Origin of the sequence: Rhizobium leguminosarum (assembly GCF_001679785.1) — a bacterium.
Taxonomy (GTDB): domain Bacteria; phylum Pseudomonadota; class Alphaproteobacteria; order Rhizobiales; family Rhizobiaceae; genus Rhizobium; species Rhizobium leguminosarum_R.
This window is the reverse complement of the sequence record NZ_CP016290.1, coordinates 167,401-180,656: the sequence shown is the minus strand read 5'-3', so window position 1 is coordinate 180,656 and position 13,256 is coordinate 167,401. Positions and strand designations below refer to the sequence as shown.

Here is a 13,256-nt window from a genome sequence, read left to right as displayed (position 1 = left end):
CCTACACCACGACCGCTAAACGATCCGTGCACCAACGCGCCTTGCACCCGGGCCAACCACACGGATCCCATAGTCCCGAAGAGCACGAGAAATGGGATAGAGCGCATTCCAGCTCTTTGCCAGGATTGTTGACCGGCCCAATGGTAACTTCATGCGCTCGATTGCCGGCAGGAACTCGTCCATTATAGCATCGAAGACGTTCCCCGTCGAAACAAGGTGGACCGGCTCTGGGCAATCCTTCGCTCTGCCCTCGCTTGTCATTGCCGGATTGCGAGGAAAAAGGCGCTCAGCATGTTCGACGACTGCCGGACTGGATCGAAAATTCCATGAAAGGGACAGGTCCCGCTTGGCGCCGATCTCGTCAGCGAAGGGGTCGATGAGTTCAGGTCGCGCACCTGCAAATCCGAAGATCGACTGAGCGGGATCGCCGACGAGGAAGAACTTCGAGCGCTTCTCCTCATGGAGAAGTCGAAGGATCTCGACCTGGATTTCAGTCGTATCTTGAAACTCGTCGATCAAAAACGAACGAAACTTCGTCGCGACAGATCGGGACACCTCTCGATCGTCCCGGAGCAGGCAATAGGAATGATAGAGGATGCTGGCGAAGTCGATAAAACCGCGGCCGGCTGCCAGCCGCATGAAGTGCGGCGCGGCGAGAGCGATCATGTCATCCTCAAGGGCAGAACCGATATACGCACCGCTGGCGTCGAGGCCGATTCCACCAAAACGCAAATAGTCTTCAAAGCGAAGATCATATCGCCCGACCATTTCCGCGGCGAGATCGGCGATTTCGACGAACTCCGCCCTCTCCGAGGTTAGCACCTTCATCGTGCCGGAAAAACCTGCGACCCGACTCGCGAATGGCCGCAAGATATGATGGAGACAGAACGAATGGATCGTCGAGACGACGTAGTTTGTCTGGTCATCCGGCATGAGATGAGCAGCGACTCGGGCGTCAATTTCATTGACCGCGGCATTGGTGTAGGTGATGCATGCGACAGCAAAGGGCGTCCCCCGGACCTCCTCCACCTCCTTGACGAGCCTCGCGACAATCGTCCGCGTCTTGCCGCTTCCTGGGCACGCCTTCAAAAGCAGATTGCCAGGATGATCGAGAGCGAGCTGTTGTTGCGGTGTCAGCTTCATTCGAGCAGCCAGTCCACGGCGTTGCGAATATAATCGGGGATGGCGGCTTTTTCCGGAATGTTCTCGGCAGCGAGTTGCGCAAAGCGCGCCTTGCCGAACCGCTTGGCCGTGTTGAGAACGCTCTTCTTCAAGCCTTCGTCAACCGAACTGAAGAGATCGGCCATCTCCAGCTTTTTCGAGATCCGGGGCGCGCCAATGCGCGCTGCCGCTTCTGCAGCATGGCGAGATTCTCAGGAAGGGTGATCTCCCGTTCGAATGTCGTTGCTCCAAGGAAGACCTTTACATAATCCCCTTCCAAGGCGGTCAGGACTTCCTTTTCCGGCACATCGATTTCATCCTGATCTTCATCGTCCGTCGGCTTGGCGTCCGACGGTTCCTGATCTGCGTCAGCCACGATCGCGCTACGTTTAGGCAGGCCGATCGCGGAAAACAGCCGCGCATAGGCTCCGAAATGGACGCCGTGTATGGGCACGATCGAGATTCCGGCTCGTTCGACATCAATGCCCATGGCCGATCTGATCAGGCCGGGAAGCAGAAATGCCTCCGCCGCGCCCTCGACCAGCATTACTCTGCGGGCGAAAAGCAGGTTCGATTTTGTTGCGTCTAGATAGCGTTCAAGATCGGCAATGTCGTGCGGCGTCAGGGCGGTGTTCGAAGCTATGGTCGAGACGTAAGGCGCGTTGCCGCCCGTATTGGTCATCGTCACATACGATGACAACGGCGCCTTGGCCGTCACCTGCGTACTATGGGTGGTTACAATCGACTGGAACGGCAACTCCCGCAATGCATCCAGCAAGACGCTCTGCAACTGCGGATGCAGATGCGCCTCGGGCTCCTCGATCAGGATCAGTTCGCCCGCCGCCTTGCCTTCTGCCGCGCGCTTGCGAAACTGCTCGATCAAGATCGCAATGTAGAGCAGATTGTTCATGCCAAGACCGTTGCGTCTCGGCTCAAATGCTTTCAGGGATGGACCGCTCAAGAGAATCCGGATGTTTCGCAGGATCGACTGGAAGGTGGGCGAACTCAGCCCGATGTCGACATCGAGCGCAAAGGCGTCGCCCGTCACGTCCTTTAACGCTCTATCAATGGCATCCGCAACGGATTCGATCGCCGGTGACTTTTCGATCGCGTCGTTTGCGGCCTTTACGGCGGCGATCAATGCCGCCTGCTCACCTGCTCCGATTTTGGTCGCCTCGATCAGGCGAATGAGCGGCGACCGCCGCATATCGGCGAGATCACCTTCGACATCGCGGAGCGCATGGAGGAACACCACCCTGTAGGCCTGAAGATATTGCAAGCCGACAGAGCGCGCTCCAATTTCGTCATTATCAGTGTCCCATTCGAAGTCGGCAAGGTCGATGTTGGGATCGCCGCCGCCATAAAGCTCCCATCCGAAATCTTCCAGCGTGAGACTGTCAGCGGTTCGACCGCCGGATGCCAGCTCACCGCGGACGAGATTTTTGGGACGAAACCTATAGAATATTCGGGCTCGACCGTCTCCAAGCTGGGTCCCATGAAGCATCGCGACCTCGTTATCGCTCGCCTCATAGCCCGTGAACTCCACGCCCACCAAAACTTGAAAAGGCCGGCTTTGATCGATGCCGCTATGGACATCGTCTTTCTGCAACGCGCGGAATGCAGATGAAAAGTCGACGTCGAGACAGAGGCGAAGCGCCTGGATGAAGCAAGACTTACCCGTATTGTTTTCACCGATGATGCAGGTCGCTTTGTCCTTTATACTGACGTCGACGGAGGAAAGGGATCTGTATCCCTTGATAACAATACGGCTCAAATGCATTCGGCACCTACGGCTCAAAATAATATACAACTACTACTATCGCTGATTCGGTGGTTGTATTCATCATCGGTTGCGTCTCGCTTGCTAAAAAAATATATGGAGCGGCCAACCTCGAGTTGGCTCCGCTGCCGCCGCTTCCTCTCAAGCGCCACCTAAGCGGCCCTGGTTGTTGGAAGAAGGAAATCGGTAAACCGGCGGGCACCGTGAAGCGAAAAGTTTGTATATTTCAGTATTTTAAGAACTGACACCACTGGATCTCGGTTCGATTCACATCAAGGCGAAGAAGCCGGTCCGGCACAGGGCTCCTTGCGAAAATGCGGTCAGCGCTCAACGGCGGCTTCGGGTCTTCATGTCGGTCGTTGCCGGGGCTCCCCCCAAACTCCCAAAAGCAGTCGGTCAGCAGATGTCGGCAACGTCGCAGATCGGGTAGGGACGACAAGTCGATGTTTGTTGGCATTGCACAGTTCGATTACGTCGTGGCCCGTGACCTACTAACGCTAGCGACCATAAGCGAATTTCGCGGTGTAACTCTCGATCAGATTAGCCTCTTCATCCGCGTCCTCGGGATCAGGATCTTCGGCCAAGGCATCGCTTGAAAACACGGTCAGCGTGTGACCGAATGAACCAAGTCCGACAATCTCCTCGTCGAGGTGAATCTGCCCGGAGCCATCAAACCAGTCGGCAAGTGTAGTCTCGATGATTTGCCGCTTGCCGTAACGGACGTTGTCCGGATCGCTGTTGAAGTCCCGCGTTGCGCTGAGAGGTAAGGGCGAGCCCTTGCGGAGGAACGTAAGTGTTTTGCCGAGCTCTTTGAAGCCTTCGGACATGAAGCAATAACAAATATCCGCTCCTTGACTTACGACGATAGCCATCGGATAGGGGCTGCACTCGGCGGCGCGGATCGCCGCGGCGGTCAGGGAGCATTGCGATCGATTGGCTAGCTGTTCAATACCGGCAAGTCCAATGAAGCCCTGTGTCAGCTCTTTCTTCACCAGAAGGGTTGGCATCAAGAGACCAGAGGCAAAATGGTCCGCCTCGAGTTCGATCGAGCTATGGCCCTGGCGAAAGCCAGCTCTTGAGATATGCATCTTGCTAGACTTCAGAATCTCTTCAGGATGCCCTTCGAGAAAATAGTGGCCGAGCTCATGAGCGACGGTAAATCGCTGGAAGCCCTCGTTCTCGATGTCTGTGGCGTAAAAGATGGAGGGCACTTCTTCATCGAAGATGATGCCGCCGCTGACGCCTTTGATTTCCGGCGGCTTGGCCACGAGCATGATACCTTCGGACTCGGCAATCGCGAAGGGATCGACGGGAAACGTGGTAAAGCCTTTTTCTTCCGCAACGCGCTCGCCGTGCTGGCGCGACTTGATCAGTTGAAACTTAGCCATCGCCGCCCTTCTTTTTGTTGATGAGGTCGATCATCATCTGAATATGTTCGCGATCGCCCGCCGACAGATTTTCCTCACCGCGAAACGCGGTCGTCGCCCCCTTCATGCTGGGCGAACGCCCCAGGAGGTAGTCACCCGATACCTCTAGGGCCTTTGCCAGTGCGCGAACATTCGCGAAGGATGGCTTGCGCCTATTCTTTTCAAAGTGCCCGATAGCCGCGGGCTGAAGTCCCGATGCCTTTGCGAGTTCCGTCTGGTTCAGTCCCCTTGCCTCGCGGGCGGCCAGCAACCGATCCCCGAATTCCAGCTCATTCTCCGAATTATTTGACACGACGTTTCCAGTTATGTTAGTCCTACGTATACGTAGGAAATTGGCATCCACCACTCGGTGGTTTTTTCAGGCCAAGACGTCCTACGAGTTCGTAGGAAACTGTACTACAGACAGGATACTGTAGTCAAGAATCCCGGGAAGGAGGTGAATGGTTTGGCGAAATCGGAAGTGACCAGCAAGAGGGCGGCTTCAGCGGCATCAAAGGTCCTGCGGGACCCGAAGGCGAGCAAGGCGGCGAAGACGGCGGCAGGTTCGGCGCTCACCCAGCGTCCGGGCAGGAAATGATCCACGGCGGCAGGCTTTCGGGCCTGCCGCTCTTCACAAAGAAATAGGAGCAGCAAATGGCGCACGACGACAAAGAGAAGAAGAAGGTCACTATCATCATTGATGGGACCCCGCATGAGGTTGAAAAGGACGACATCACCTACGTGGAAATCGTCACGCTGGCGGACCCCGAATATCCGCAGCATCCGGAAACGACCTACTCGGTAACCTACAAGCGCGGTCACGGCAACAATGAGGGAACCCTCTCTCCGGGCGGCTCCGTAAAGGTGAAAGAGGGCATGGTGTTCAATGTTTCAAGAACTGGTCAGTCATAACAAGGACATCGAGCAGCTCCTCCTCAAGGGCTATGCGATCGCGCTTGATAGCGGCCACCTCGTCATCCGGGACATCCCCTATCTTGACGAGAAAGGTGCGCTCTGCTGGGGCGCGATCGTGTGCAAGCTGACTTCGGCGGACAGCAAGCGCTTTATCATGGAGGACCATCAGATCTATTTCGCGGGCTCGCACCCTCATGGTCTCGATGGCCAACCCATCCCTAACCTTGGCGGGGGACAGCACACCCTTCCGCTCAAAAGCCCTGATGTCGTTGTTCAGCGGTCGATGTCTAACAAGCCGACGGGTGGCTATGTTGATCATGTCGCGAAGATCGATCGTTACGTGGCAATTCTCAGTGGTCCCGCAATGGAACGCTACGGCGCGAATCCTCTCACCTTCCGGAAGGTGAAATCGGAAGACGAAGAATCCATCTTCAAGTTCGCCGATACGCTGACCAGCCGCGCAGAGATCGGCGATCTTGTGCAGGTCTTCAAAGATGAGGTCATCGCCATCATCGGCCTCGGCGGCACCGGCTCGTACGTCCTTGATTACATGGTCAAGACGCCGGTCGCACGCATTATCGGGTTCGACCGCGATCCCTATCACGTTCACAACGCTTTTCGATCACCGGGAAAGCTTTCAGATGAAGGCGAACTCGATCGTGCAAAGGCAGAGGTGTACCAGGGCCGCTACGAGAACTTCCGGCATGGCCTCACGCTCTTGCCAAAATTCATAGACGAGTCCTGTATAGAGGACTTGAAGGACGTCACATTTGCATTTGTTTGCGTTGACAAGGGCAGCTCGCGGCGTGGGATTTTCGATCTGCTGACGAAGTTGCAAATCCCGTTCGTTGACGTCGGCATGGGCCTCAATCGAAAGCAGCACGCGATCAACGGCACGTTGCGCGCCACGTACTATGAGCCGAACCGGGCCCAAGAGATGCGAGATCGAAACTTGGCCGAGCTTTCCGATCGCCCCGACGATGAGTATCGCGTCACGGTGCAAATTGCCGAGCTGAATGCCCTTAATGCCTGCCTTGCTGTAATTCGGTATAAGCAAATCATGGGATTTTATCTGGACGAGAACCACTTCGATCACATGCTCTTCAAGGTGAACGACATCAAGATTCATGGTGAACCGCAATGATCGAGTCCTTTCGCCTCAATCGCGTGCAGTACATTCCCAAGGCACTCGAGCCCGGCGTCCTTTACGTTGCCGCCGAGTTTGACATCGCCGCCCACCTTTGTGCATGTGGCTGCGGAACGAAGGTCACGACGCCGCTCGGTCCCACGGAGTGGCAAGTGAATGATACCGGCCACGGTCCTACTGTCGTTCCCTCAATCGGGAACTGGCAGCTGCCATGCCGTTCGCACTACGTCATCACAGGTGGTAAGACCCTATGGGCAGGACAATGGAGCGAGGCGCAAATAAAGGCTGGCCGTAGTGCCGAACAGCGCCGCCGCGCGATCCATTATGCCGCCCGCGCGCACGACCGCAAATGGTGGGTCCGGCTTGGCAAATGGCTTCGCGGTATATTTCGGTAACTCATTGAAGCGGAGAGTGGGCCACTGTGATGCTCCTTCCTGCGGGTCCGAGCTTTAACGTAACGAGCTGGCACGAGGCGGCGGATATATCCTCGCGGCCAGTTCCGCTAGGACACCGGACGGCGATGTCACGTTGTTTGATCAAGGTCGGAACAGGGCGCTTGTCTGAGACATCAGGCGGTTGCGCCGGTCACGGCTTTCCACTGCGCCATTGCGCGGATCCGATGGATGTGGATGGCGAGGGCTGAGTTTTTCGGGTGCGGGGGGACGAAGAGATTTCGGAGTGCCGAAAAGATCGATATGAACCGTTGCAAGCCGCCGACCGATCGAAATCCCTGCATCATCCGCTCCCGTTTTCGAAGCGGCACGTGAGAATTCTCGGCCCGATTGTTCAGGCCCTTGTGCGATCGATGTTCGACGGCGGGCATCACCTCGTCTTGCAGCACCATATGAGCGCAATTTGTCGGTGACGATCCGCTTCGGCGTCAGGCTTTGCTTCTTCAGCAGCCTGACCAGCAATCGCCTGGCGGCTTGGGTATCGCGGCGGGCTTGAACGATCTCGTCGAGAACGTAACCGTCCTGGTCAACGGCACGCCAGAGCCAATGTTTGCGGCCGCCGATGGAAATCACCACCTCGTCCAGATGCCAGATATCCTTTCGCGAAGGCCTCTTTCTGCACAACTGCTTGGCATAAGCCGTTCCGAATTTGCGACCCCATCTCCGGATCGTCTCATGGGAGACGACGATACCGCGCTCCAGCAGCATCTCCTCGACCATCCTTAGGCTCAAAGGGAACCGAAAATACAGCCAGACCGCACGGGCGATGATCTGCGGTGGAAAGCGGTGGTTCTTGTAGCTTACGGTCGGACTGTTCATCCCAACCCGTTATCCCACAATCGTTAAGCCGCAGACAACGTGACATCGCCGGTCAACGCTAACGCCGCGCTCGGCCATAATCTCTTCCAGATCACGATAGGAGACCGCATATCTCACGTAGAAAAATACCGCGTATAAAATCACGTCTTTCGGGTAATGACTGCCTTTGAAATCGACCATCATCGGCAAACTCAATCTGCCTGCTCATCTTCAACCCGGATCTACGCCTACCATACTGGTTGCAAACCCGGTGAAAGTTTTGCGACAGAACCACCCGCACCGCACTGACGACAGCTTATGCGGCGGGGCTACGCGCCTCGGAAGCTGTCCATCTCAAGGTCCGCGACATTGATGGCGAGCGCGGCATCATCCGTGTCGAGCATGGCAAGGGCGGAAAGGATCGCAACGTCATGCGGCCGGTATCGACAAAAGGGTGACCCCCAGGCGGCCAAGCGCCTGCTGACGCGACTTCTGAAGAAGCAGGGGATGCCGCCAAAGCGTATGATCACCGACAAATTGCGCTCCTACGGGGCGGCCAAACGCCAGGTCATGCCGAACGTGGAACACCGCTCGCATAAAGGCTTGAACAACCGGGCGGAGAGTTCTCACCTGCCGTTGAGAAAACGGGAGCGAACGCGACAGGGTTTCCGGTCGGTTGGCTCATTGCAACATTTCGTGTCGATCTTCTCCGCCGTCCGAAACCTCTTCGTCCCATCCCATCCCAGACCAACCGCTCCGCAGCACAAATTCGAACCCATCGACGCCAGGCAATGGCCGCGTGGGAAGCCGTGAGGGCACGGCCTGCCTGAAAAGCGCAGGCTCGGCCTCACCTGGCCACATTCAAACAACGTGACAACGCCGGCCGCCGACATGGGGGATCGTTCCTCCCGGCCGAAGACGAGCCCACGCCGGACCGCGGATCGCTGAGGAAATTGTCTCGCTGCGCCCTCACTAAGAGAAAATTCAATGAGGCACGAAAGGCCTTCCGATGGAGCCGGCAAGTTTGTTGGCGCGGCGGCAGCTTATTGACTGTTGACTGGTCTGAATAACGATTCTATATCGTCATGACGGTCTAACGGATTGATACATATATAAACCCGTCGGAAGGCGGTTTTGGCACATTTTGAAATCCGCGCATGGTCAAGGGGCCCGGGACGCCCTGAGGACATTTAAGAGGTTGTTTATGACGCAGTTTGAGGAGTTTGCGCTTTATGAATTTCAGTCGATCGAGGATGCACCCTTTCGACCGGAACAATACTCGCGTCTGAAGTTCGGTTGCGATGAAGCAGCTCGCGAGATGGGCCACCAGATTGCGGACGCGTTCTTCGAAAAAAACGCATCCGCAATACTGAACCGTCGCTGCCTGATGATTTCGTCGCCTTTCAATTTCGTTCCGAATGCAGCAAATGTAATGACGATGCATTTGCTAGATCGCCTCAACAGCCACATCGTTGATGCGAAAGGCAACCATGTCGAATATGCGACTGTTCCGCGAAAGATCAGTTATGTGAACGATTTCGGAAATCTGTCAGGAGAAGAGCGCAAATTATTGCTCGCTGGTGATAGATTTTACTTCAACCAGCAACATTTCGAAGGTCGTTGTCTTCTGTTTGTCGATGACGTGAAGATCACTGGCACTCACAAAAACAAGTTAGTCGAGCTCATGCACGAGCAACAATTAAAGAACAAAACATTTTTCCTGTATTTTGCTCGATACACGGGCGACCGTCCTAACATAGAGTCCGAGATAAATTTTGCCGCTGTTAAGTCAATCAAGGACCTAAATCGGATCGTGGTGGAGCCTAATCATCATATGACCGCTCGCAAAATAAAGTATATTCTCTCGGCAGATCCAAGCGAACTATATCGCGACTTTCTAATGTTCAGAAGCTACCGATACCTTATGGCGCTCTATTTCAATTGTTTGAATGAAGGATATTACAAAATAAAAGAGTACGAAACAAACATAGCATTAATTCGAAACGTGATTGTTTACAAGGAAAACGCAAATAGCGTCCAGCGCTAAGTAGAGTAGCAGTACGAAATACACGAGACTGCCATAGTCCAGGCTTCTGGTTGGTCATATCGCGTTTTATGGCTGCGCACAATACTAGCTTGGACCGCGATGGCCGCGGCCAACTACAAAGGCAAGAAGGTTTGTTACGGCGCCCTTTGTGCGGCTCCGGAGGAAAATGTTGCCGGGCTCAAAATTGATCACTCTCCAGAAAGGGCAACGAATGGGTATTGTCACGTTAACTGGGCTGCGGTTGCCTGCCTGACGGGTTGGGCGTAGATTTCGGCGATGCAGACGAGACATCAGCTTCAAGCGTCACCGTTTTCCGCCACGGATCGTTTCTCACGCGGTCTGGCTTTATTTGCGGTTCAACCTTAGTCTGCGTGAAGTTGAGGAAATGCTGCTCGAGCGTGGAATCGACGTGTCATACGAGACAGTCCGCCGCTGGATCGCCAAGTTCGGACTCCAGATCGCACGCAACTTGCGGCGGCGGCAGGCGCGCCCCGGCGATATTTGGTATCTGGACGAAGTCGTTGTGAAATGCGCTGGAGAGAAATTCTGGCTCTGGCGTGCGGTCGATCAACATGGCACCGCTCTCGAAGAGATATTGCAGAAGCGGCGTGATAAAAGGGCAGCGAAGCGCGTGCTGGTGGCGTTAATGAAGCGCTATGGCTTTGCTCCCAAACGGATCATCACCGATAAGCTCCGCTCCTACGGTGCAGCAAAGGCGGAAGTGGCACCCGGCCTTGACCATTGGTCGCACAAGGGCCTCGATAATCGGGCCGAGAACAGCCATCTGCCGTTTCGAAAACGGGAACGAACCATGCAAGGCCACTGATCACCAGGCACGTTGCAACGGTTCGTCTCCATGCACTCAGCGACCCGCAATTGCTTTTCAGTTCAGTTCAGTTCCGTCCCGTCGCCGCGCCGCGCAAACAATTCGCTACCATCGGCTCGAAGCTTTCGATGCATGGAAAATTGCGGCCTGTGTCGCCTGAATATCCACGAGCCGCTGACCTTTCCAGCCAGAGAAACTTAACGTGACAACACCGCGCTGAGACCCAGATGGGTCGATGGAAGGCTGTGATTGGGTCCAAACTCAAAGCGCGAGATTTTGACAATCAGAAGACTGAAGCAAAGATTGGCGTCCGTGTCCTTAACCGGATGACAGAACTTGGCCGGCCCAAGTTCGAGCGCATTGCATGAAAAATGCAGTGGATAGGGTTGCCTCGTCCAAAGTCTGATCCATGCAACAGTGCTACATAAGTCCAATTCTTCTCGAGGCGCTCAGGAAACCGCGTGTCGTAGTCGGATAGGAAACTGACGTGGATACAGAAACGCACCAAGGAATCTCCCCTGCCATGATATCCGCTTACAACAAGCCGTTCCCAGGCACCTACGCCGCCACGGATGTTCTCTTTCTTCTCAAAAAAGTGGTGATGGACCCGACTGACATCTCTGTGAAGGAGGCGTCCATACAGTCAGGTCGCCGCCACTATTCAGAGATGATTTCAGTCGAACGCTTGCCTGACGACGGTTACATGCGTCTCTTCGAAGAGGCGATGGCGGCTGGTGCGGGGAGGATGGGGAATGAGGTCGTGTCGTTGGCGCGAGCAATCAGCGCAGCGGTAGAAGGTCCTATTACGCTTGCCAGTCTCGTGCGTGCCGGAGTTCCGCTTGGCGTACTTCTCAAAAGGGCACTCACGGCACTTGGTCGCGATGTCGCCCACTTCGGCGTATCGATCATCCGGGACAAGGGCCTCGACCGAAATGCCATGCGGTACATACTCGAACGCCGCCCCATCGAGGGCCTGATCTTCGTCGACGGATGGACAGGAAAGGGTGCGATATGTAGTGAACTTGAGCAGAGCTTTGAAGCCTATTCGAATGACAAGCCACGGCTTATCGTGCTTGCCGATCCAGCAGGCCGATCCTGGCTTGCTGCTTCCGGAGAAGATTGGCTCATTCCTTCAGGAATACTTGGAAGCACAGTTTCAGGACTTATCAGCCGTTCGATCCTGAACGCTGATGTAGTTGGGCCAGAAGATTTTCATGCCTGCGTGCAGTGGGCTCACCTGGAGCCGCACGATATTTCGAAGAGGTTCGTCGACACTGTCTGGAGATACTGTCAAGCGGCTCTCGAGATCGGAGCCGTTGATCCGTTCTACCCCGCCGCATCTGTGTGGACTGATGCCGACCGAAGCTTCCACAGCACGAACGCGAAACAGGCCGTGGAGTTTGTTCGTGCCCGGAATGACGTCACAAACATGAACCGCATCAAGCCGGGCATCGCAGAGGCGACACGGGCGATTCTGCGCCGGGTCCCTGAGATGGTTTTTGTGTCTTCTGAAAACGAGAAGGACCTTTCTGCTTTAATGCATCTCATACGAGAGAAGAACATTCCCTACGCTGTCGCCCGCGAGGGGATTCACCCTTATCGCGCATTGACGCTCATTCGGCAGGTAATATGATGGCTCTCAAGAATACATCGCCCTGTGAATTGGGTGCGACTCTTTACATGCCGATCCTCAAGCCTGACGCCCTGGATTACATCGCCGGGACAAAGATACCAAAATTGCGCTCCATGGTACTTTGCCTTGAAGATGCACTTCTCGAAAACGACGTGCTTGAGGGCATGGATATTCTCGAGAAAACGTTGATTCGCATAGGACAGGTCAAGCGAGACAGTACCGAAACACGTTTCCCGCTGGGGTGTTGTCACGTTAAGTTTCTCTGGCTGGAAAGGTCAGCGGCTCGTGGATATTCAGGCGACACAGGCCGCAATTTTCCATGCATCGAAAGCTTCGAGCCGATGGTAGCGAATTGTTTGCGCGGCGCGGCGACGGGACGGAACTGAACTGAACTGAAAAGCAATTGCGGGTCGCTGAGTGCATGGAGACGAACCGTTGCAACGTGCCTGGTGATCAGTGGCCTTGCATGGTTCGTTCCCGTTTTCGAAACGGCAGATGGCTGTTCTCGGCCCGATTATCGAGGCCCTTGTGCGACCAATGGTCAAGGCCGGGTGCCACTTCCGCCTTTGCTGCACCGTAGGAGCGGAGCTTATCGGTGATGATCCGTTTGGGAGCAAAGCCATAGCGCTTCATTAACGCCACCAGCACGCGCTTCGCTGCCCTTTTATCACGCCGCTTCTGCAATATCTCTTCGAGAGCGGTGCCATGTTGATCGACCGCACGCCAGAGCCAGAATTTCTCTCCAGCGCATTTCACAACGACTTCGTCCAGATACCAAATATCGCCGGGGCGCGCCTGCCGCCGCCGCAAGTTGCGTGCGATTTGGAGTCCGAACTTGGCGATCCAGCGGCGGACTGTCTCGTATGACACGTCGATTCCACGCTCGAGCAGCATTTCCTCAACGTCACGCAGACTAAGGTTGAACCGCAAATAAAGCCAGACCGCGTGAGAAACGATCCGTGGCGGAAAACGGTGACGCTTGAAGCTGATGTCTCGTCTGCATCGCCGAAATCTACGCCCAACCCGTCAGGCAGGCAACCGCAGCCCAGTTAACGTGACAATACCCTTTCCAGCGATCGACATCCTGTATG

At 55.4% G+C, this 13,256-nt stretch carries 11 protein-coding genes and 8 pseudogenes; 10 read left to right on the top strand and 9 right to left on the bottom strand.

Annotated elements, in window-relative coordinates; translation table 11 throughout:
- Nucleotides 1-15: 15 nt before the first annotated feature.
- From BA011_RS35375 to BA011_RS35360, 6 genes and pseudogenes are all read right to left on the bottom strand, one after another.
- Nucleotides 16-1,143: a UvrD-helicase domain-containing protein gene (locus BA011_RS35375; protein ID WP_065284271.1), complete on the bottom strand. Its 1,128-nt coding sequence runs from the start codon at nt 1,141-1,143 to the stop codon at nt 16-18.
- The gene (locus BA011_RS45675) at nt 1,140-1,307 is read right to left on the bottom strand and encodes a hypothetical protein (protein WP_237352852.1); all 168 of its coding nucleotides are present in this window, start codon (nt 1,305-1,307) and stop codon (nt 1,140-1,142) included. Before BA011_RS45675 ends, BA011_RS35375 begins: the two co-directional genes overlap by 4 nt.
- On the bottom strand, nt 1,271-2,665 hold the full coding sequence (locus BA011_RS35370) for an ATP-dependent nuclease (RefSeq protein ID WP_237352859.1): 1,395 nt from the start codon (nt 2,663-2,665) through the stop codon (nt 1,271-1,273). The genes BA011_RS45675 and BA011_RS35370 overlap by 37 nt, the downstream gene beginning before the upstream one ends.
- Nucleotides 2,666-2,758: 93 nt before the next feature.
- Nucleotides 2,759-2,941, bottom strand: a pseudogene (locus BA011_RS45670) (AAA family ATPase); the annotation flags it as partial.
- Nucleotides 2,942-3,438: 497 nt separating this feature from the next.
- On the bottom strand, nt 3,439-4,329 hold the full coding sequence (locus BA011_RS35365; RefSeq protein ID WP_065284270.1) for an ImmA/IrrE family metallo-endopeptidase: 891 nt from the start codon (nt 4,327-4,329) through the stop codon (nt 3,439-3,441).
- Entirely contained in the window at nt 4,322-4,618 is a 297-nt protein-coding gene (locus BA011_RS35360) for a helix-turn-helix domain-containing protein (protein WP_237352851.1), read from the bottom strand. Before BA011_RS35360 ends, BA011_RS35365 begins: the two co-directional genes overlap by 8 nt.
- 383 nt (nt 4,619-5,001) lie before the next feature.
- Here BA011_RS35360 and BA011_RS35350 point away from each other — a divergent pair, with 383 nt between their 5' ends.
- The 3 genes from BA011_RS35350 to BA011_RS35340 are packed head-to-tail and all read left to right on the top strand — an operon-like array spanning nt 5,002 to nt 6,804.
- The gene (locus tag BA011_RS35350) at nt 5,002-5,259 is read left to right on the top strand and encodes a multiubiquitin domain-containing protein (RefSeq protein ID WP_065284267.1); all 258 of its coding nucleotides are present in this window, start codon (nt 5,002-5,004) and stop codon (nt 5,257-5,259) included.
- On the top strand, nt 5,234-6,406 hold the full coding sequence (locus BA011_RS35345) for a ThiF family adenylyltransferase (protein WP_065284266.1): 1,173 nt from the start codon (nt 5,234-5,236) through the stop codon (nt 6,404-6,406). The genes BA011_RS35350 and BA011_RS35345 overlap by 26 nt, the downstream gene beginning before the upstream one ends.
- Entirely contained in the window at nt 6,403-6,804 is a 402-nt protein-coding gene (locus tag BA011_RS35340; RefSeq protein WP_065284265.1) for a DUF6527 family protein, read from the top strand. Before BA011_RS35345 ends, BA011_RS35340 begins: the two co-directional genes overlap by 4 nt.
- 173 nt (nt 6,805-6,977) lie before the next feature.
- On the opposite strand, the pseudogene BA011_RS35335 reads toward BA011_RS35340, so the two are convergent.
- Together BA011_RS35335 and BA011_RS43300 are read right to left on the bottom strand one after the other, a co-directional pair.
- Nucleotides 6,978-7,726: pseudogene (locus BA011_RS35335) on the bottom strand (IS6 family transposase).
- A gap of 5 nt (nt 7,727-7,731) precedes the next feature.
- Nucleotides 7,732-7,860: pseudogene (locus BA011_RS43300) on the bottom strand (IS6 family transposase); the annotation flags it as partial.
- 92 nt (nt 7,861-7,952) lie between these two features.
- Here BA011_RS43300 and BA011_RS43295 point away from each other — a divergent pair.
- The 7 genes and pseudogenes from BA011_RS43295 to BA011_RS45660 form a co-directional block, all read left to right on the top strand.
- Nucleotides 7,953-8,093 (top strand): annotated as a pseudogene (locus tag BA011_RS43295) (tyrosine-type recombinase/integrase); the annotation flags it as partial.
- 22 nt (nt 8,094-8,115) lie between these two features.
- Nucleotides 8,116-8,489, top strand: a pseudogene (locus BA011_RS43290) (DDE-type integrase/transposase/recombinase); the annotation flags it as partial.
- 374 nt (nt 8,490-8,863) lie between these two features.
- Entirely contained in the window at nt 8,864-9,706 is an 843-nt protein-coding gene (locus tag BA011_RS35325; protein WP_072641631.1) for a phosphoribosyltransferase family protein, read from the top strand.
- Nucleotides 9,707-9,995: 289 nt separating this feature from the next.
- A pseudogene (locus BA011_RS35320) lies at nt 9,996-10,692 on the top strand (IS6 family transposase).
- A gap of 52 nt (nt 10,693-10,744) precedes the next feature.
- Nucleotides 10,745-10,900: pseudogene (locus BA011_RS45665) on the top strand (IS5/IS1182 family transposase); the annotation flags it as partial.
- Between the two features lie 119 nt (nt 10,901-11,019).
- On the top strand, nt 11,020-12,165 hold the full coding sequence (locus BA011_RS35310; protein WP_237352850.1) for a cysteine protease StiP domain-containing protein: 1,146 nt from the start codon (nt 11,020-11,022) through the stop codon (nt 12,163-12,165).
- Nucleotides 12,165-12,551, top strand: a complete 387-nt coding sequence (locus BA011_RS45660) for an HpcH/HpaI aldolase/citrate lyase family protein (protein WP_237352849.1) — start codon at nt 12,165-12,167, stop codon at nt 12,549-12,551. Before BA011_RS35310 ends, BA011_RS45660 begins: the two co-directional genes overlap by 1 nt.
- Here BA011_RS45660 and BA011_RS35305 read toward each other — a convergent pair.
- Nucleotides 12,459-13,155, bottom strand: a pseudogene (locus BA011_RS35305) (IS6 family transposase). The gene BA011_RS45660 and the pseudogene BA011_RS35305 overlap by 93 nt on opposite strands.
- Nucleotides 13,156-13,256 lie beyond the last annotated feature (101 nt).

Bases quoted from the DNA above. Each gene is read 5' to 3' on its own strand.
- BA011_RS35350 (WP_065284267.1), top strand. From the start codon at position 5,002: ATGGCGCACGACGACAAAGAGAAGAAGAAGGTCACTATCATCATTGAT.
- BA011_RS35370 (WP_237352859.1), bottom strand. From the start codon at position 2,665: ATGCTTCATGGGACCCAGCTTGGAGACGGTCGAGCCCGAATATTCTAT.
- BA011_RS35345 (WP_065284266.1), top strand. From the start codon at position 5,234: ATGTTTCAAGAACTGGTCAGTCATAACAAGGACATCGAGCAGCTCCTC.
- BA011_RS45675 (WP_237352852.1), bottom strand. From the start codon at position 1,307: ATGGCCGATCTCTTCAGTTCGGTTGACGAAGGCTTGAAGAAGAGCGTT.
- BA011_RS35365 (WP_065284270.1), bottom strand. From the start codon at position 4,329: ATGGCTAAGTTTCAACTGATCAAGTCGCGCCAGCACGGCGAGCGCGTT.
- BA011_RS35375 (WP_065284271.1), bottom strand. From the start codon at position 1,143: ATGAAGCTGACACCGCAACAACAGCTCGCTCTCGATCATCCTGGCAAT.
- BA011_RS35325 (WP_072641631.1), top strand. From the start codon at position 8,864: ATGACGCAGTTTGAGGAGTTTGCGCTTTATGAATTTCAGTCGATCGAG.
- BA011_RS35340 (WP_065284265.1), top strand. From the start codon at position 6,403: ATGATCGAGTCCTTTCGCCTCAATCGCGTGCAGTACATTCCCAAGGCA.
- BA011_RS45660 (WP_237352849.1), top strand. From the start codon at position 12,165: ATGGCTCTCAAGAATACATCGCCCTGTGAATTGGGTGCGACTCTTTAC.